This window comes from Kribbella pittospori (assembly GCF_004331465.1).
GTDB classification, from domain to species: domain Bacteria; phylum Actinomycetota; class Actinomycetes; order Propionibacteriales; family Kribbellaceae; genus Kribbella; species Kribbella pittospori.
On record NZ_SJKB01000026.1, the window covers coordinates 23,603 to 41,957 of the forward strand.

The 18,355-nt window shown below is 68.0% G+C and carries 17 protein-coding genes; 9 read left to right on the forward strand and 8 right to left on the reverse strand.

Annotated features, from left to right (window positions below; genetic code table 11):
• Positions 1-15 precede the first annotated feature (15 nt).
• The gene (locus E0H73_RS42115; protein WP_131366328.1) at positions 16-696 is read right to left on the reverse strand and encodes an SDR family NAD(P)-dependent oxidoreductase; all 681 of its coding nucleotides are present in this window, start codon (positions 694-696) and stop codon (positions 16-18) included.
• Positions 693-1,658 (reverse strand): MBL fold metallo-hydrolase, encoded by a 966-nt coding sequence (locus E0H73_RS42120; protein ID WP_131366330.1) that lies wholly within the window; start codon positions 1,656-1,658, stop codon positions 693-695. Before E0H73_RS42120 ends, E0H73_RS42115 begins: the two co-directional genes overlap by 4 nt.
• Positions 1,659-1,757: 99 nt before the next feature.
• Here E0H73_RS42120 and E0H73_RS42125 point away from each other — a divergent pair, with 99 nt between their 5' ends.
• The gene (locus E0H73_RS42125; protein WP_131366332.1) at positions 1,758-4,334 is read left to right on the forward strand and encodes a winged helix-turn-helix domain-containing protein; all 2,577 of its coding nucleotides are present in this window, start codon (positions 1,758-1,760) and stop codon (positions 4,332-4,334) included.
• Here E0H73_RS42125 and E0H73_RS42130 read toward each other — a convergent pair.
• The 3 genes from E0H73_RS42130 to E0H73_RS42140 are packed head-to-tail and all read right to left on the reverse strand — an operon-like array spanning position 4,331 to position 7,336.
• The gene (locus E0H73_RS42130) at positions 4,331-5,158 is read right to left on the reverse strand and encodes an amidohydrolase family protein (RefSeq protein ID WP_131366334.1); all 828 of its coding nucleotides are present in this window, start codon (positions 5,156-5,158) and stop codon (positions 4,331-4,333) included. The genes E0H73_RS42125 and E0H73_RS42130 overlap by 4 nt on opposite strands.
• An 11-nt stretch (positions 5,159-5,169) precedes the next feature.
• Positions 5,170-6,141, reverse strand: coding sequence for an aldo/keto reductase (locus tag E0H73_RS42135; protein WP_131366336.1), 972 nt, complete (start codon positions 6,139-6,141; stop codon positions 5,170-5,172).
• On the reverse strand, positions 6,134-7,336 hold the full coding sequence (locus E0H73_RS42140) for a mandelate racemase/muconate lactonizing enzyme family protein (protein WP_202867858.1): 1,203 nt from the start codon (positions 7,334-7,336) through the stop codon (positions 6,134-6,136). Before E0H73_RS42140 ends, E0H73_RS42135 begins: the two co-directional genes overlap by 8 nt.
• A gap of 184 nt (positions 7,337-7,520) precedes the next feature.
• On the opposite strand from E0H73_RS42140, the gene E0H73_RS42145 reads away from it, so the two are divergent.
• The 7 genes from E0H73_RS42145 (at position 7,521) to E0H73_RS42175 (ending at position 15,527) form a co-directional block, all read left to right on the forward strand.
• Positions 7,521-8,450, forward strand: a complete 930-nt coding sequence (locus tag E0H73_RS42145) for a LysR family transcriptional regulator (RefSeq protein WP_131366417.1) — start codon at positions 7,521-7,523, stop codon at positions 8,448-8,450.
• Positions 8,451-8,616: 166 nt separating this feature from the next.
• Positions 8,617-9,540: a carbohydrate ABC transporter permease gene (locus E0H73_RS42150; protein ID WP_238164623.1), complete on the forward strand. Its 924-nt coding sequence runs from the start codon at positions 8,617-8,619 to the stop codon at positions 9,538-9,540.
• Between the two features lie 10 nt (positions 9,541-9,550).
• Positions 9,551-10,426: a carbohydrate ABC transporter permease gene (locus E0H73_RS42155; RefSeq protein WP_131366340.1), complete on the forward strand. Its 876-nt coding sequence runs from the start codon at positions 9,551-9,553 to the stop codon at positions 10,424-10,426.
• Positions 10,427-10,457: 31 nt separating this feature from the next.
• A complete protein-coding gene (locus tag E0H73_RS42160) occupies positions 10,458-11,816 on the forward strand; it encodes an ABC transporter substrate-binding protein (RefSeq protein ID WP_202867860.1) in 1,359 nt (452 codons plus the stop codon).
• Between the two features lie 7 nt (positions 11,817-11,823).
• Positions 11,824-14,139 carry a glycoside hydrolase family 95 protein gene (locus tag E0H73_RS42165; RefSeq protein WP_131366342.1) on the forward strand — a complete coding sequence of 772 codons (2,316 nt, stop codon included), beginning with the start codon at positions 11,824-11,826 and terminating at the stop codon, positions 14,137-14,139.
• 64 nt (positions 14,140-14,203) lie between these two features.
• Entirely contained in the window at positions 14,204-15,118 is a 915-nt protein-coding gene (locus E0H73_RS42170) for an alpha/beta hydrolase (protein WP_131366344.1), read from the forward strand.
• Positions 15,111-15,527, forward strand: a complete 417-nt coding sequence (locus E0H73_RS42175) for a nitroreductase family deazaflavin-dependent oxidoreductase (protein WP_131366346.1) — start codon at positions 15,111-15,113, stop codon at positions 15,525-15,527. The genes E0H73_RS42170 and E0H73_RS42175 overlap by 8 nt, the downstream gene beginning before the upstream one ends.
• Here E0H73_RS42175 and E0H73_RS42180 read toward each other — a convergent pair.
• Positions 15,499-15,849 (reverse strand): hypothetical protein, encoded by a 351-nt coding sequence (locus E0H73_RS42180; protein WP_131366348.1) that lies wholly within the window; start codon positions 15,847-15,849, stop codon positions 15,499-15,501. The genes E0H73_RS42175 and E0H73_RS42180 overlap by 29 nt on opposite strands.
• A gap of 299 nt (positions 15,850-16,148) precedes the next feature.
• Between E0H73_RS42180 and E0H73_RS42185 the strand changes: the two genes are divergently transcribed.
• Positions 16,149-16,520: a hypothetical protein gene (locus E0H73_RS42185; RefSeq protein WP_131366350.1), complete on the forward strand. Its 372-nt coding sequence runs from the start codon at positions 16,149-16,151 to the stop codon at positions 16,518-16,520.
• 96 nt (positions 16,521-16,616) lie between these two features.
• Here E0H73_RS42185 and E0H73_RS42190 read toward each other — a convergent pair whose 3' ends face one another.
• Together E0H73_RS42190 and E0H73_RS42195 are read right to left on the reverse strand one after the other, a co-directional pair.
• Positions 16,617-17,507 (reverse strand): metal ABC transporter permease, encoded by an 891-nt coding sequence (locus tag E0H73_RS42190; protein WP_131366352.1) that lies wholly within the window; start codon positions 17,505-17,507, stop codon positions 16,617-16,619.
• Between the two features lie 8 nt (positions 17,508-17,515).
• Positions 17,516-18,352, reverse strand: coding sequence for a metal ABC transporter ATP-binding protein (locus E0H73_RS42195; RefSeq protein ID WP_131366354.1), 837 nt, complete (start codon positions 18,350-18,352; stop codon positions 17,516-17,518).
• Positions 18,353-18,355: the final 3 nt, after the last annotated feature.

The following is an 18,355-nucleotide window of genomic DNA, read 5'->3' on the forward strand; positions in this document are numbered from 1 at the left end:
AGTCCTTTCGAAAACTCAAGCGCCGTACGTCGGCACGATCGCGCCGCTCACGACAGCGGCGGCATCACTGACCAGGAACGCGATGACCTCGGCGACAGCCGCTGGTTTCACCGCATGAGCTAGTACTTCGGGCGGTAGGTACGGCCGGGTCTTGTCCGTGTCGAGCAGCGCAGGCGCGACCGCGTTCACCCGGATCCCCTGCGGCCGCAGCTCGAGATCGAGCACGCGGACCAGATGCACCAGCGCGGCCTTGCTGACGGCGTACGTCGTCATTCCCGGCGCCGGCTCGATACCCGGACGGGCCGCGACGTGCACGATTGCCCCTGCTCCACGCTCGCGCAGGTACGGGACGACTGCTTGTGTCAGCCAGAGCGCCGCGCCCGCGTTGACGTCCAGCATCAGCTTAAGGTCGTCCGGTGTCGCGGCCAGCGCGTCACCGAGGTGGTAGGTGCCGAGCGTGTTCACCAGTACTTCGGGTGCGCCGAACTCTGATGCGATCTGGTCGACGACGTTCTTCGCCGCAGTGGGATCGGTCGTATCGGTCGCCCGCGACTCGATGCCGTCCGGCAACTCCTTGAGTGCCTCGGCGTTCCGGTCGACACCGACGACGGTGAAGCCTGCCCCGACCAGCTTCGCGGCAGTTGCCCGGCCGAGCTCCCCGCCGGCGCCGACGACGATCGCAACTCGGGCGCTCATGGGTGCACCTGCGATCCGCCGCCGAGATCGAGCCGGATCGACTGCAGGATCGAGAACGTCGTGGTCGTCGTCAGAGCGGGTACGTCGGCCGCCCCGAGAACGCCGGTGTACTTCTCGATGACCGGCGCAGCGGCCGCATCTGTGACAGCGTCGAGGTACCCGGCGACGCCGGCCCACGCGTTCGCGCCGTACCTGGCGAAGTACGGTGTCGGATCGACCGACCCGAGGGCGGCGTGCGAGCTGTCGACGATGTCCGCGATGTAGCGCTGATGCAGTGTGACGTCGTCACGGGTGCCGAGCCGGCCGAGGTGCCCGCCGACGTAGTGCGTCCACGAGTACTCCAGCGCACGATCCGGGGCGTCCAGGTACCCGGGCACATCCTCGCTGAGATTCAGGTTGTAGATCGGCACCCAGCCGACGTTCACGACGTCGATCAGCATCATCGTGTCGTGGTCCGGGAAGTGGATGTAGACGTTGTCGGGCGAATGGTTCGGTCCGTGGTACGCGAGCTCGACCCGCGAGCCGCCGACCTCCAGCGTGTAGCTGTCTTCGAACGTCACCTCGGGCGCCGGCCGGGCCCGGTCGTTGTCCCGCTGCAACAGCCGCCGTGTCTCCGCGTGCCCGATCCGGACAACATCTCCGAACAGGTACGACGCCCCCGCGTGGTCGGCGTGGTGGTGCGAGTAGACGAGGTGGGTCACGGTGTTCGGCAGGTTCTCGGCGGCGGTGAGCTCGTCGACGGCCCGGCGCAGGTTGTTGCCGATCGTGGGCGGCGCGTCGAAAAGCACCACCCCGTCGGGCGTCGCCAGGAACGCGGACTGGTAGGTGCCGTCGGTGACCCAGAACAGGTTGTCCTGCACGCGTCCGGCGTAGTAACCGTCCGCGTTGAGTTCGGGACCGAGCGCCGACTCCGGCAACGGCGCGTACTCCGGGAACGTCGCCGTGCTGTCGGGGATGGACATCGTTGGTTCTCCCTCCGGGCTTGGTCGTTCCAGAGTCGCGACCGGACCGGCGAGCGGCGTCACCAGGATCCGGTGATTTCCGGGGGTTACGCTGACCGGGTGCCCGGACGAACTGGCGCATCCCCGCAGGGGCTGATCCAACGCCACGACCTGATCGCTGCGCTCGACCGCGCCGCGAAGAAGCAGGTCACGATCGTTTCCGCGCCGGCCGGCAGCGGGAAGACCTCGCTGCTCCGCAGCTGGTCCGAGCACGCCGGCAGGCCGACGGCGTACCTGTCGATCCGTCCTGACCAGTACGACGCGCAGCTGTTCTGGCTGGCTCTGCTCGACGCGGTCCGCCGTGCGACCGGGAACTCGGAGCCACCTCCGACCGCGCCCGGTTTCAACGGACCGGACGCCGTCAGGGCCGAGCTGGCCGCTGCCGACGCAGAGTTCGTTCTGATCATCGACGATCTCCACGAGCTCAGTTCCGCCGAGGCGATCGCCCAACTGACCGCACTGCTGAGAACGCTGCCCACGGGTGTGCACGCGGTCGTCGCCACTCGCGGTCAGTCGACGTTGCGGCTGCAGCGGTTGCGACTGCTGGACGAGCTCGCCGAGATCCGTGGCGCCGACCTGCCGTTCACCGATGCGGAGACGCGCGAGCTTCTCGCGACCGCGGGCATCACGCTCACCGAGCGATCCGTCGCCGTACTGCGGGAGCGGACCGAGGGCTGGGCCGCGGGTCTGCGACTGGCCATCCTGTCGCTCGCCGGGCATCCGGATCCGGAGCGGTTCGTCGCCGAGTTCTCCGGCACCGACCGGACCGTTGCGGAGTACCTGCTGACGGAGATGCTCGAGCGTCAGCCGGCCGAGGTCCAGCGCCTGCTGCTCCGGACCTCGGTGCTGGATCGGGTCAACGGCGAGCTCGCCGATCTGCTGACCGGGACCCAGGGCTCCGAGCGGATCCTGCTCGCGCTCGAGGACGCCAACGCGTTCGTCGTGTCGCTCGATCACGAGCGGACCTGGTTCCGGTACCACCATCTGTTCCGGGACCTGTTGCGTCTCGAGCTGCGGCGTACCGATGACGTACATCAACTGCATCGCGTCGCGGCGAGCTGGTTCGAGGAGCATGGCGATGTCGCGGAGTCGACCCGGCAGCTGCAGGCAGCCGGCGACTGGACCGAAGCTGCCGAACTACTCAACGATCACGCACTCGGACTCACACTCGACGGACAGGCCGCGACCGTTGCGGCCCTGCTGCGTTCGTTCCCCAGCGGCGGGGGCGTCCGCGGTCTGGCACTCGCGCACGCGGTCGCCGAGCTCAACCGCGGGCGCCCGGACGAGGCCGTCGCTCACCTCGAGGTCGCGCGGGCGGACCTGACGACGGCTCCCGCCGATCGCCGGCATCGCGTCCGTACGACGATCGCCGCGCTCGACCTGCTCGCGGCCCGGCTGCGCGGCAACTTCGACGGCGTCATCGAGCGCGTCGAAGCGTTGCCGTCTGCAACCAGCATGTCGACGGCGGATGTTGTGCTGAGCAACGATGCGCGCGCGACCGCGCTGCTGAACCTCGGCGTCTCCGCGGCCTGGTCGCTCCGGCTGGCCGAGAGCGAGAAGTATCTGCTGGAGGGCGCCGGAACCGCCCGCGAGATCGGGCGTCCCTACCTCGAGGTCGCCTGCCGCGCACACCTCGGATTCGCCGCCACCCGCGACTCCCTGATCAGAGTCCGCCGGTACTGCGAGGACGCGATCGAGCAGGCGACCCGCCACGGCTGGGCGTCGGAGCCGGTGATCGCGCCCGCCTACATCACCCTCGCCGGGGCCCTCAGCTGGACGGGCGATTTCGACCAGGCCGAGGGATGGCTCGGCCGGGCGCGAGACGCAGTATCTGCAGGTGGTGAGCCAGGTACGCAACTGCTCCTGCACCTGGCGTCCGCGACGTTGTCGGCCGGACGCGGCCGGTACGAGGATGCGCTGACCGCGCTGGTCGCCGCAACCGAGGTCCGGATGACGGGCCGGCACGCCCTGATGTCGCGGATTCTCGGCTGGATGGTCGAGATGCGCGTCCGCCTCGGCCAACTCGACAAGGCGCGGGCAACGCTCGCTGCCGTCGACGAACGGCTCGTTCCAACCGCGGAGATCCGCAACGCGGTCGCCGTACTGCGCCTGGCCGAGCAGCGGCCGGATGCGGCGCGAGCCGAACTCCGTCCCGTGCTGGCTGGTACTGCTCCTCGCAACCCGCGCCTCAGCTTGATCGAGGCCTACCTGCTCGACGCGCAGGCGAGCCTGGCGCTCGGCGACGGCGACGCCGCCCGGACCGCGACCGAGCGCGCCCTCCACCTTGCCGAGCCGGATCGCATCATCCTGCCGTTCGTGATGACCGACTCCGCACCACTGCTCGCCGGCCTCCCGTCGCACAGTACGACGCATGCCGCCCTGATGACCGAGATCATCGACGCGACCTCGGCCGATCCCGTCGGTCTGGTCGACGCGCTCAGCCGAACCGAGCTGCGAGTACTCCGCTACCTGCCGACCAACCTGACCCGCCCGGAGATCGCCGCCAAGCTGTCGGTCTCGCTCAACACGGTGAACACGCACGTCCGGCACATCTACACAAAGCTCGGCGCGACCGACCGCTCAACCGCAGTCCAACGCGCCCGCGAACTGCGCCTGCTGTCGGCCGGCCGTACCTAGAGCGAGTACACGCGCTCGGCGTTCCCGCCGTACAGCAGCTCCCGCTCGGCTGCGCTGAGGCTCGGGAGTGCAGCCTCTACGCCGGCGAGCACTTCGCCGTACGAGCCGGCCAATAGACAGACCGGCCAGTCCGATCCGAACAGCACACGGTCGGTGCCGAACCAGTCGACGACCCGCTCGACGAAGGGACGCAGATCGTCCGCCGTCCACCGGCTCCAGTCGGCCTCGGTCACCATGCCGGACAGCTTCACGGCCACGTTCGGGGCCGCGGCCAGACCAGGCATCAACTCGGTCCACGCGGCATCGGAACCGTCGGCGATCCGCGGCTTGGCGATGTGGTCGAGCACGAACTGCAGGTCCGGAAACCCACGAGCAGTGGCGATCGCCGCGGGCAGTTCCCGCGCACGGACGAGTACGTCGTACGCCAGCCCGCGATGCTGCACAGCGGCCAGACCACGTCGTACGTCGTCCCGCAACAGCCAGCTGGAATCCAGCTCGTCGTGGACCTGGTGCCGGATCCCGATCAGCTGCCCCGGGCCGGCGAGGAGCTCGTCGAGCTCGTCATCGACAATCGGCGAGGTCAGATCGACCCAACCGACGACGCCGGCCACGAAGTCCGCGTCCAGCCGGAGAAACCCCCGCGTCTCGTCCAGGTCCGACAGAGTCTGCACGAGAACCGTACGGTCGATGCCCGCGGCAATCAGTAGGTCGCGGAGATCGTTCGGCCCGAACGCCCGCCGGACCGGATCCATCGCGGCCCCGGCCATCCACGGGTAGCTGTACCGCGCAGGATCCCAGAAGTGCTGGTGTGCGTCGACTCGCATGTCCGCTCCCTTCAGTCGATCAGTCCCGCGTTCCGTAGGTCCGCCCACAACGCACGCGGGATCTCCACGTCCAACAACTTCAGGTCGTCGTCGAGTTCGTTGACGGTGCGGGCACCGATGAGCACCGTGCTGACCCGTGGATGGGCCAGCGGGAACTGCAGCGCCGCCGCGGCCAGCGGTACGTCGTACTTGCGGCAGACATCCCGGATCGCAACCGCCTTCGCGACGACCTCGTCCCGCGCAGGGACGTAGTCGAACGATGCCCCAGGCAACGGATCGACCAGGATGCCGCTGTTGAACACGCCGCCGATCACGACCGAGACCTCGCGCTCCTCACAGGCCGGCATCAGATCGGCCAGCGACGACTGATCGAGCAGCGTGTACCGGCCGGCTAGCAGGACGATGTCGAGATCGCACGAGCGAACCAACTCGGCCAGCGGCGCGGAGTGGTTCATCCCGGCGCCGATCGCACGCACCAGTCCGGCCGCCCGCAGATCGCGCAGAGCGGCGTACCCGGTCGTCGCGGCCTCGCTGAGGTGATCGTCGGGATCATGCATGAGCAGTACGTCGAACCGGTCGAGCCCCGTCCGCTCCAGACTCTCCTCGACCGAACGCCGGATGCCGTCGTAGCTGAAGTCCCACACCGGGCCGACGGCCGGAACGTCGAGGTAGAACGGCACGCCGTCGTGGTACTGCGTCTCGTCGCGCGGCGCGTCCGCACGCAACACCCGGCCGACCTTGGTCGAGATCACCAGGCGGTCCCGGTCGACCTTCGCCACCGCGCGACCGACCCGCTGTTCGGCGAGGCCGTGCCCGTACAGCGGAGCCGTGTCCAGGTAGCGGATCCTGCTGTCGAGGGCGCGGTCGACCACCGTGATCGCATCGGTGTCGCTGATCGCCTGCTGGAAGTTGCCGAGGGCAGCGGTTCCGAGGCCGATCCGAGGCACGAAGAGATCGGTGCGACCGACTTGTACCTCAGTCATCGGACGTCCTGCCGCCGACGCCCCGCAACTGCCACTTCTCCCGCGCCTCCTTGCGCACCGCGGTCGACGCACCGGGCGTCTGCGGCCGCTCGGCGAACCCGTCGTTCACCACACTGCGCGACTCGAAGACGTCCTGCGTCCACGGAATGAACTCCAGCAGTGGCGGACTCTCAGTCAGTACGACGCCGGCGAGGTGCTGATGCACCTGCATCATGTCGCCGGCATGTGGCACGAGGCGCAGCCCACGTGCTCCCGCATGCTGAGCGACCTGCAACCACTCGGTCACCCCGCCCAGCCGGGTCACGTCGGGCTGGACGACGCGGATGGCGTCCGACTCGATCAGGCCGGTGAACGCGTGGTACGAGTACAGGCTTTCCCCCGCTGCCACGTCGACCGTCCCAACGGCCTGCAGGCGGCGATGAGCGCCGAGGTCGTCGGCATGCACCGGCTCCTCGATCCAGTCCATCTCCGCCTCGGCGAGCACCGGGAGCATCCGGTGCGCGGTGGCGAGATCCCAACGCTGGTTGGCGTCCGCCATTACCGTGATGTCGGAGCCGACCGCCTTCCGTACGGCGCGGACCCGCGACGCGTCCTCGCGCCAGTCCGGCGTACCGACCTTGATCTTCACCCGCCGCCAGCCGCGGTCGACCAGCGAACCGAGGTCGCGCACCACCTCGGCGACGCTCAGGTTCAGCCAACCGCCGTCGGTGTTGTACGTCTCGATCGGATCGGCCGAGCCGCCGAGCAGACGCCACAACGGCACACCGGCGCGCTGCGCGGCCAGATCCCAGAGCGCGACGTCGACCATCGACAGGGCCATGTGCACCACGCCGCCGCGACCGATCCAGTGCGTCGGCAACCAGTACAGGCGTTTCCAAGTCCCGAGGATGTCCTCCGACGACGCGCCGGCCAGCGCGGGCGCGTAGTACCGATCGACGACCTGGCAGAGCAGTTCGGCGCCGGTGTGGACGCCGGAGATCCCGGTGCCGACGCGACCGTCGGCGGTCCGGACCTCGACGACCGGGACGATCCACGACTTCAGCGCCGCGGTGGAATCCGCCAGGGGCTGCGCGAGCGGTACGGCGAGCGCATACGTCTCGACCGCGACGATCACATTGCCCTCGTCGCCCGGCGCAAGGTCGTGCCGCGCCGGCGACAACAGCCCCAGCGCCTCCTGCGGCATCTTGAGTTCCACTCGCGGACCCCTCCGTTTCCAGGCTGATTTCGGCCCTGCCATTCAGGCACGCCCACCCGGTGCGGAACAACGCCGATGTACGAATACAGACCTTTCGTACGACGAATACCGATCGCCGCTGGCCCCCGGTGACCGGCTGGTACCGTCCGGAGAAACCGGTCGAGCTGCGGAGGAGGCAGCCGTGATGGACGTCGAGCTGTCCTGGCTCCGGACCTGGATCGAGGTCGTCGACTCTGGCGGATTCGCCCGAGCCGCGGCCCGGATGCATCTGTCCCAACCCCGCGTCTCTGCCCGCGTGGCCAGTCTGGAGCGGGCCTTGGGCTGCGTGCTGATCGAGCGCCGGATGCGGCCACTGACCTTGACCGACGACGGACAGCGGCTGCTGCCCCGCGCCCGGCTGATCGTCACCGCGATGGACGACACCGTCTCCGACATGCGCGCGACCGCGGGCTCGTTCACCGGCAAGCTCGCGGTCGCCAGTTTCGCCAGCGCCAGCTCCGAGTTCCTCCCGGACCTGTTGATGACGTTGCGTACGGCGAACCCGCTGCTGGAGGTCGCCGTACTCGACGGGGACGTGCAGGTCATCGACGACTGGTTGTCGGACCGGCGCGCCGCCGTAGCACTGCGTCCGCTCCGCCCGGAGCCGGCCGACCACGCCCTGATCCACCGCGGTATCTGGCGCGAGCCGTTCGTCGTCCTGGCACCGCCGGGCCATCCGGTCCTGAAGCACGACTCGATCGGCCTCGACGACGTCGCAGCTCATCCGGTGATCACCATCGGGGATCCGCTCGGCGACCCCAGCTTGGGCTACGAGGCCTGGTCCGCCATGCAGGCCAGCCGGATCGTGCCGTCCGCGGGCATCGTCTCGCACCAGCCGACGACCCTCGCGGCGATGGTGCGGGCCGGTCACGGCATCGGGCTGGTCAACAGCCTAGCGGCCGCGATGGTGCGCACCGATGGGCTCGAGGTCCGCGAGGTGAGCAGCCAGCACCTGTACCGCGACGTCGGCCTGTGGTGGCACGCGGAACGGCCCCTGAGCCGCGCCACCCAGGCCTTCGTCGACCTCGTGCTGCAGGCGGATCGCCCGTCGGCCACCTTGCCGATCCCGGACTGAGCCCGCTATTCGCCGGACGAATAATCCCGATCCGGGATGCGTCGTTGCACCTCCGCGGGCGGCCATGACTGAATGTCGGCAAGGTCAATTCCGCGAGTCGCACCGCATTCGCAGCTGATCATTCCGAACCACGACTCGCCGCATTCGTTCCGCGAAGGAGCCCATCGTGGTGTCAGTCGCCGCCGGCGCACGCCTGCGCGTCAAAAGAGCCGCCGGACCGGCCCACCGGTCCGACTGGAAACTCGCGCTCGTGCTCATTCTCCCGGCCGCCGCGGGATTCATCACGTTCGCGGCCGTCCCGGTATTGCGCGGCATTTACTTGAGCTTCACCAGATTCCGCATCCTGACGCCGCCGACGTGGACCGGTCTGGGCAACTACCGGCGATTGCTCACCGATGCCGTGTTCTGGAAGTCGCTCGCCGTCACCGCGGAGTACGTCGTACTGTCCGTCGTCCTCGGTCTCGCCGTCTCGCTGGCGACCGCGGTGATCATGCACCGACTCACCCGCTCGGCCGCGATCCGCGGGCTCGTGCTGCTGCCGTTCCTGGTGTCCGGCGTCGTCGCCGCCCTGGTCTGGCAGTGGATGCTCGATCCGGGGCTCGGCATCGTCAACGTCGTGGTCAAAGCGACCACCGGGCACGAAGTCCTGTTCCTCGGGTCGCAGGGCTGGGTGATCCCGACGCTGGCGTTCATCGGCGTCTGGAAGTCGATGGGCTACAACGCGATCCTGATCTTCGCCGGACTGCAGACGATCGCTCCGCAGATCTACGAGGCCGGCCGGATCGACGGCGCCGGCGAACCGCGGATGTTCCGGCACCTGACGCTGCCGCTGCTGCGGCCGATCATGGCGATGGTCGCCGTACTGACCGTGATCAGCTCGTTCCAGGTCTTCGACCTCGTCGCCGTCACCACCAAAGGCGGGCCGGCCGACGCGTCGAAGGTGCTGCCGCTCTACATCTACGCCAAGGGCTTCAGCGAATTCGACTTCGGCTACGCGCTGACCATGTCGATGGCGCTGTTCGTGCTGCTGCTGGCGATCACCTTCGTGCAGTTGCGGCTGCTGCGCGCCAACGAGTCCGACACGAACTGAGGCGCCGACTGTGAAGCTATCCCTCGGCAGGACCGTTGCCTGGATCTACCTGGTCCTGTTCCTGGCCGTCACGATCTTCCCCTTCTACTGGATCATCCGTACGGCGCTGTCCAACAACCACGCGCTCCTCGACCATCCGTCGTCGCTGCTTCCGGTCGACCTCACGCTCGGCCCTTTCGAGCGGGTCCTCGGACTCGCCACCCGTGAGCAGGCCGTCGCCCAGGGCGGGTCGGGCGCCACCATCCAGCTCGGCCTGTACCTGCGGAACTCCGTCATCTACGCCACCGCGCTCACGATCCTGGTGGTGTTCTGCTCGCTCCTCGCGGCGTACGCGTTCTCGCGGCTGCAGTGGCGGGGCCGGGACCTGCTCTTCGGTGTCTTCCTCAGCGCGCTGATGATCCCCGGCATCATGACCCTGCTGCCGAACTTCGTGCTGATCCACGACCTCGGCTTGACCAACACCTTCGCCGGCCTGATCCTGCCCGGCGCGCTGTTCTCGGCGTTCAGCATCTTCTTCCTGCGCCAGTTCATGCTCGGGCTGCCGACCGAGATCGAGGACGCCGCGCTGATCGACGGCCTCGGCCGTTTCCGGTTGCTGTTCCGGATCACCGTCCCGATGAGCCAGGGACCCATCACCACGCTCGCCCTGCTGACCTTCATCAACGCCTGGAACGACTACTTTTGGCCGCTGATGATCGCCGGCAACTCCGACGTCCGGCCGCTGACCGTTGCCCTGGGCGTCTTCCAGCAGGCATCACCGCAGACCCAGCCGGACTTCGCCGGCCTGATGGCGGCGACTCTCGTCGCCGCATTCCCGATGCTCGCACTCTTCACGCTCTTCGGCCGGCGCATCGTCGACTCGATCGGCTTCACCGGACTCCGGTAGCCGGCCTCATCACCTTCCGAAAGGGGAAACGGTGAAAATCTCACGCCTGACCAGGGCTGTCGCATTGACCGCCGCCGCATTCACTGCTGTCACCGGCTGCTCGAGCGGCGGTGACTCCAGTGACGCGAGCGGCTCCGTCACCGTCAACTGGTGGACCTGGTCGCCCGACCAGGCGATCGCCTACCAGCAATGCATCCCGGCGTTCGAGCAGGCCAACCCGAAGATCAAGGTGAAGATCACCAACTACAACGTCAGCGACTACTTCACCAAGCTGACCTCGGGCTTCGTGTCCGGCGACGCACCCGACGCCTTCATGAACAGCGTGACCTTCCTCCAGTCGTACGCCGGGCAGGGGCAACTGCTCGCGCTCGACGACTACCTCAGGAAGGACAATGTCGATCTCGGGAAGTACGCGATCGGGTCCGAAGGCTGGAAGTACAAGGACGGGAAGCAGTACGCCCTTCCGATGGACTGGGCCACCGGAGCCCTGTATTACAACAAGGATCTGCTCGCGAAGGCCGGCTACACCGACAAGGGCGTTGCCGCCCTCGACTGGGCCCACACCGACGGCGGCTCCTTCTGGAAGATGATCAAGCACCTGACGGTCGATGCCGCCGGCAAACGCGGCGACCAGCCCGGCTTCAACCCGGCCACCGTCAAGACCTACGGCCTCGGCAACCTCGAGTCCACCGGCGACCCGTTCGGCCAGAACGCCTGGGGCTGGCTGCTGCCCAGCGACGGCATCAACATCCCGGACAAGGCGCAGTGGGCGACGGTCTTCAATTACAACGACCCGAAGGTCGTGCAGTCGGTCCAGCTCGTTCGCCAGCTCGCCAACGACGGGTACACGCCGAAGCTCAACCAGTTCACCACCGCGAACAGCCAGCAGGTCGGGTCCGGGAAGGTCGCGATGGTCGTCGGCGGCACTTGGGAGGCCGCGACGTACGCCGGGCTGAAAGGCACCAAGGTCGGTACGGCGCCGCTCCCGGCCGGGGCCGACGGCAAGCGGGCGCTGATGACCAATGCCAACGGCAACAACCTCTGGGCCGGCTCGAAGCACCCGGACCAGACCTGGAAGTGGGTCTCCTACCAGGAGAGTGAGGAGTGCCAGACCACGGCGGCGAAGTACAACGCGTCGTTCTTCCCGTCGATCGCGGCCTCGATGAAGGCACTCACCGACCAGCAGACCGCCAAGGGCACGGACTTCTCGGTCTTCAACAACTATCTGTCAAGCGGCGAACTCGTCCCGTGCCCGGTCTACAACAACGGGGCCGCGCTGACCAACGCGATGACGCCGCAGTTCGAGGCCTACTTCACCAACAAGGCTGATGAGAGCATCTTCCCGAAGATGCAGGATCAAAGCCGCACCATGCTCGCGGAAGGCAAATAGACAACCCATGCTCACCGCATCACCCACGACCGAGCCACATCGGGCTGTCGTTCCGGTCGGCACCCTCTGGTACGACCGACCCGCCGAGCGATGGTTCGAGGCCCTGCCCATCGGCAACGGCCGCCTCGGCGGCATGGTGTACGGCGGGGCGCCGGCCGAGCGGATCGACCTGTCCGAGTCGACGGTGTGGTCCGGCGGGCCGTCGCCGTCCAGCGCCGACCTGAGCCCGGGCGCCCGGGAGCAGGTGCCGAAAGTCCGGAAGTTGCTCTTCGCGGGTGAGTACGCCAAAGCCCAGCAGTTGGCAGCCGACCATCTGCTGGGCACGCGGGCCTCCTTCGGCACGAATCTACCGCTTCCGCACCTGTCTCTGAGCTTCGGCCACGGACCGGTGACCAACTATCGGCGCGCGCTCGATCTCGAGACAGGGCTCACGTCGGTCACCTACGAGGTCGACGAGGTTCGCTTCACGCGGGAGGTCTTCGCGTCGCATCCGCACGGCGTCATCGCCGTACACCTCACCGCGGACCGGCCGCGCGCGCTCAGCTTCACCACCGAGCTCGCCGGGTCGGTCTTCCCGGGACGCGTCGGGCCTGGAGTTGCCTTCAGCGGCAGAGCGGTCGAGTCGCTGCACAGTGACGGCACGGCCGGGTCCTTGGTCGAGATCCGCGGACATGTGGAGGCACACGGCGGTACGACGACGGTTGCCGAGGGCAGGTGCGAGGTCGCCGGCGCCGACTCCGTCGTCCTATGCGTTGCTGTTGGCACCGACTGGGACGGCGCGGATCCGGTCCGCCAGGTCGAGGAGTTGCTGGCCGCGGCGGTCGGTGCCGGGTACGACGAGATCCGCGCCGCGCACGTGGACGATCACTCACGGCTGATGCGCAGGGTGTCGCTGGACCTCCACGACGGGCAGGACGACGTACCGACGGATCGCCGACGGGAACGGCTGGCTGCTGGAGAGCAGGATGAGGGGCTGCTGGCGCTGTACTTCCAGTACGGCCGCTACCTCACCGTGGCTGGGTCGCGCGCCGACTCACCGCTTCCGCTGGCGCTGCAAGGATTGTGGAACGACGGCTTGGCAAGCGGCGCATCGTGGAGCAACGACTTCCACCTGGACGTGAACACCCAGCAGAACTACTGGGCCGCCGAACCCACCAACCTGGCCGAGTGCCACACTCCCCTGTTCCGCTTCCTCGAGCGCCTCGCCGACAGCGGCCGCTCGACCGCGACAGGAATGTACGACGCTCCCGGCTGGGTCGCGCACACCGTCACCAACGCCTGGGGCTACTCCGCCCCAGGCACCGCGATGGGCTGGGGCCTCAACGTCACCGGTGGCACCTGGCTCGCCACCCATCTGTGGGAACACTACGAGTACGGCGGTGACACCACCTTCCTGCGGGAGGTCGCGTATCCCGTACTGCGCGAGGCGGCGCTGTTCCTGCTCGCGTACCTGAGCGAGGACCCTGCGACCGGTCTCCTCGTGTCGGGGCCGTCCGAATCACCCGAGAACTGGTTCGTCGCCCCGGATGGGTCCCGGTGTTCCGTTGCCATGGGCAACACCGTGGACCGGGTCTTCACCGAAGCCATCCTGACAGACTGCGGTGCCGCAGCCGAGGTGCTGGGCCTGGACACAGAATTGCGCGTAGAGATCGAGGCGGCGCTGGCCCGACTGTCGCCGTACCGGATCGGACGGCACGGCCAACTGCAGGAATGGCTGCACGACTTCGAGGAGGCCGACCCGGCTCATCGACACACCTCCCACCTGTGTGCGCTGTACCCCGAACGCCAGATCACCCCGCGCAGCACTCCCGACCTCGCCGGCGCCGCCGAAATCACGATCGAGCGACGGCAGAGCGCGGACGGCTGGGAGCAGACCGAGTGGGTCGAGGCCAACTTCGCGCTGTTCTACGCCCGACTCCTGCAAGGCGACAAGGCGCTCGTTCACCTCACCAACCTGGTGACCGACGCCAGCGAGGCGAACCTGCTGAGCTACTCGGTCGGCGGCGTCGCCGGAGCCGCCCAGAACATCTACTCCTTCGACGGCAACGCCGGCGGCAGCGCCGCGGTGGCCGAGCTCCTCGTCCAGTCCGACCTCACCGAACTCGTCCTGCTCCCGGCACTTCCCACCACCTGGCCAAACGGCTCCGTCCACGGCCTAAGAGCACGCAACGGCCTGACCGTGGACATCACCTGGGCGAACGGACGACTCGACCACGCCACGATCCACCCGTCTCAGACCGCCCCACACCGCATCCGCTACGGCGACGACACCCTCGACATCGTCCTGACCAGCCAGGAGCCGCTCACCATCACCACTTCCTGAATCACCAGAATCTGGTGATGCCGCCCACCCGGCAAACGCGAAGACTCCCAGTGGGAGGTTTCTCGTGACCAGTGAACAGCGAACGACGCTCGATGCGATCCTGCGGCAGTCGGCGTTTCCGCCCGATATCGACCTTGACGAGCAACGTGCTCAACTGCGCGCCTTGCTGTCCGCGCAGCCGCTGCCGACCGACATCACGGTGACGGCCGGCGAGCTCGGCGGCGTACCGACGGCCGACATCACCGTCGACGGCGTCGAGGCACGTCACACGGTGCTCTACTTCCACGGCGGCGTCTACGTAATGGGAGACGCCGCGCTCTCGGCGGACCTCGCCGCACAGATCGCGCGACGTACCGGCGCGAAGGCCATCTCCGTCGACTACCGGCTCGCGCCGGAACACCCGTACCCGGCAGCGGTCGACGACGCGCTCGCGGCGTACGAAGGACTGCTGAACAACGGCACGTCGCCCGCGGACATCGTCTTCGTGGGTGAATCGGCTGGCGGAGGGCTCATCGTCGCCACGATGGTCAACGCCCGCGACCACGGGCTGCCACTGCCCGCCGCGGCGTATGCCATGTCGCCGTACGCCGATCTCACGCTCGCCGGTGAGAGCATGAAGACCAAGCGCGAGGCCGACCCGCTCATGAACCCCGACGCGCTGCTCGCCAGGATCCCCGACTACGTCGCGGACCGCGACGCCGCCCTCGGCTCGATCAGTCCGATCTTCGCCGACCTGTCCGGGCTCCCGCCGTTGGTGATCCAGGCCGGCTCCCACGAGGTCCTCCTGGACGACGCCGTACGCCTCGCCCGCGAAGCGGCCGCCGCGGACGTCGAGGTCACCCTCGGCATCACGCCCGGCGTACCCCATGTCTTCCAGGCCTACCACGCTGTCCTCGACGAGGGCGCGACCGCGCTGGATCACGCCGGCCGCCTGCTCTCGGCGTACCTTTCGAGATCGGCAGGAGTGCCACATGAGTGACTGGAACAACCAGACCATCACCGAGTTCCGCGCGAACGAGGGCCGAGTCGGTGGCCCCTTCGAGGGCGCGCCGATGGTCCTGCTGCACCACCGCGGCCGCACCAGCGGGCGGGAGTACGTCACCCCGGTGATGTACCTCGCGAACGAGGACGACCTCGACGGCATCTACATCTTCGCCACGAAGAGCGGAGCGCCGACCGACCCGGACTGGTACGCCAACCTCGTTGCCGCCGGCAACGCAACGATCGAACGTGGCACCGAGACGTACGACGTCACCGTCCACGAGCTCAAGGGTCCGGACCGCGACCGCATCTACGCCGAACAGGCCCGTCGCTACCCCGGCTTCGCCGACTACGAACGCAAGACCAAAGGCATCCGCATCATCCCCGTCCTCGAACTGAAACGCTAACCGAAGCAGTAGCGCTGGCGGCGGTCGGCGCGGCTTGTGCCGCATTGCTGTGGCTACGAGCCTGTGTCGCAAGCGGTCGACCGTGGGACGGTGGCAGCGGGCGGATCTCCAGGAGTTCCAGGCCGAGCGCCTCAAGCTGGTTGATGATGCCGTACAGGACGCACTGATCCGGAAGCGAGCCGGTGAGGATCGTGTCCTGTCCGCGGCTCGACGCGGTCAGCGTCGGGAACGCTTGCATCATCGTCGGGCCGATCGGCCCGCGGACGCGGATATCGTAGCGCTGCGGCTCGCGACCGCCAGTCGCACTCTTCTTGGCCGACACATGCTCAGGGTCGCCGTCCGGCCGGTGAGCGCGCGTCGCATCGTTCGGGTGAATCCGATGCTTTGTCGGACCGCGCCGGCGTGCAACGACGTGGGTCGTGGCCGACTCGGGAGGAGCCGTCGAACACGCCGACTCCGCTGTAAGAGCATTGTTGATCCCGCGGCCCAGCCTGTTCGAGGTGCTGGGCGCGGCGCAGCGGGTGGTCCAGGTATCCGCGCCGGCGGGAAGCGGGAAGACATTCCTGCTGCGCTCCTGGATCGGCGCGGAGGGTCTCGGCCGGCGCACGGCGTGGGTGTCCGGTGGGGCGCCAGGAGCACGATCCGCAAGTGTTCTGGCTCTCCGTTCTCGACTCGCTGCGCCAGACGGGCGCCGAATCCGAACTGGTGCGGGAGCTGACGGCCGCCCCTCATCTCGACGGCGCGAGCGTCGTCGGACGGTTGCTCGAGGACCTGAGCTCGCTCCGGGAGCCACAGTGGCTGGTGATCGACGACCTGCATGAGCTCCAGGCGGACGAGGCCATCCGCGACTTGGAGTTGCTGCTCAGGACGGCGCCGCCTGAGCTGCGATTCGTGCTGTTGGCACGCCGCGATCTGCGCCCCTTCACTTGGGCAGTCGGTCCTATCGATCGTGGAGAACCGCTTGGGCCTGTGGGTCGGTCGCCCGACCTATGAGCGAGCCGTCGCCGTCATCACCGGTTTTGACATGGCCCAGACCGAAATCATCCGTTCTGGTCTCCCGCATCGCGGGCTCCTTCGCTGACCGAGCTCCTAGCCGACAGGTGGGGCCGGCCGTAGGTGACGGAGAGACGTCCACCCGCGGCTCCCCTGTCGGGCGTCGACGATGCGGCAGACGACGTAGATGGCGAACGAGATGGTGGTCACGTACGGACTGATCGGCAGGCTGCCGCCGAGTGCCAGCAGGATGCCTCCGACGAGCGACACGGTCGCGAACACGACGCTCAGCACCGGGACGAGCCAGGGTGAGCGCGCGACCCGGAGTGCGGCGGCCGCCGGGGAGACAACGATGCTGAGCACCAACAGTGCCCCCACGATCTGCACGGAAATGGCGACCGCCATCCCCAGCAGGACCATGAACACCAACGACAGAACGCGCACCGGCACCCCTCGAGCCGCAGCTTGTTCGGGGTCGGAGCTGGCGAACATCAACGGGCGCCAGACAATCAGAAGTCCGATGAGGACGACTGCACCGATGACGATCAGCCAGGACAACTGCGGAGTGTCCACGGCGACGATCTGTCCGGTCAGAAGCCCGAACTTGTTCGCCGCACGCCCTTTGTACAAGGCGAGGAACAGCACGCCGAGGCCCAGCCCGAACGGCATCAGCACCCCGATGATCGAGTTCCGATCGCGAGCCCGGCTCCCCAGGACTCCGATCAGCACGGCGGCGACGATCGATCCGGCCAGCGAGCCCGCGACCACATTCAGGCCCAGCAGCAAAGCGCCGGAGGCCCCCGCGAAGGACAGTTCGCTGATGCCGTGGACCGCGAAAGGCAGGTCCCGCATCATCACGAAGACACCGATCAGACCACCCACGATCCCGAGCACCACACCGGCCAGGATCGAGTTCCGCACCAGCGCCAACAGCTCACCGTAGTTGGCGAAGTTGAAGACCTCATGCCAGACGTCTGCTGCAATCATCGGTCACCTCACCCGGCCCGCAGCGTCGCCGCGGTCTCGGGCGCATGATGCGGATCCGACCCCTCGGGGATCCCAGCCACCAGGACCCTGCCACCGGACCGCACGACCTCGACCGGAGACGCGTAGAGGTCGCTCAGCGTCTGGGATGTCATCACTTCCTCGACCGTGCCCATCCGGAAGCGTCCACCGGCCAGGTAGAGCACCCGGTCGACGTACGGCAGCACCGGATTGATGTCGTGCGTGACGAAGATGACCGCGGTGCCATGCGAACGGCGGCGTCGGTCCACCAAACCGGAGATCGTGCGCTGGCTGTTGAGATCCAGCGACAGCAGCGGCTCGTCACACAACAGCAGCTTCGGATCGGCCACCAGGGCCTGCGCGACCCGGACCCGCTGCTGCTCGCCACCCGACAGGAGCCCGATCGGCCGGTCCGCGAAGTCTCGTGCACCGACCGACTCGAGCATCTCGTCGATCCGCCGACGCCGCGCCCGGTCCGGTCGCCCGATCCCCCAGCGATGGCCGTCCAGGCCCTGCCCGACCACGTCTCGAGCACGCAGCGGAGTCAGTGTGACGATGCGCCGGTGCTGCGGCACATAGCCGATCTCCGTGCTCCCCTGGTGGGGCGGCGCACCGACGACTCGAACAGTCCCCGACATCAACGGATGCAGCCCGAGAACGGCCCTCAGCAGACTGGTCTTGCCCGATCCGTTGGCGCCAAGGATCGCCAGGAACTCCCCGGTTCTCAGCTCCATCGACAGCCCACCCCACAGCCGACTCCGGCCGTAACCGAACGCGGCGTCCTCGAACCGCAGGACGGGTTCCGGGCTCTTCGCTGGATTCAGCATCGG

Coding starts and splice junctions, on each gene's coding strand:
- E0H73_RS42115 (WP_131366328.1), bottom strand. CDS start 696: ATGAGCGCCCGAGTTGCGATCGTCGTCGGCGCCGGCGGGGAGCTCGGC.
- E0H73_RS42120 (WP_131366330.1), bottom strand. CDS start 1,658: ATGTCCATCCCCGACAGCACGGCGACGTTCCCGGAGTACGCGCCGTTG.
- E0H73_RS42130 (WP_131366334.1), bottom strand. CDS start 5,158: ATGCGAGTCGACGCACACCAGCACTTCTGGGATCCTGCGCGGTACAGC.
- E0H73_RS42135 (WP_131366336.1), bottom strand. CDS start 6,141: ATGACTGAGGTACAAGTCGGTCGCACCGATCTCTTCGTGCCTCGGATC.
- E0H73_RS42145 (WP_131366417.1), top strand. CDS start 7,521: ATGGACGTCGAGCTGTCCTGGCTCCGGACCTGGATCGAGGTCGTCGAC.
- E0H73_RS42165 (WP_131366342.1), top strand. CDS start 11,824: ATGCTCACCGCATCACCCACGACCGAGCCACATCGGGCTGTCGTTCCG.
- E0H73_RS42175 (WP_131366346.1), top strand. CDS start 15,111: ATGAGTGACTGGAACAACCAGACCATCACCGAGTTCCGCGCGAACGAG.
- E0H73_RS42190 (WP_131366352.1), bottom strand. CDS start 17,507: ATGATTGCAGCAGACGTCTGGCATGAGGTCTTCAACTTCGCCAACTAC.
- E0H73_RS42195 (WP_131366354.1), bottom strand. CDS start 18,352: ATGCTGAATCCAGCGAAGAGCCCGGAACCCGTCCTGCGGTTCGAGGAC.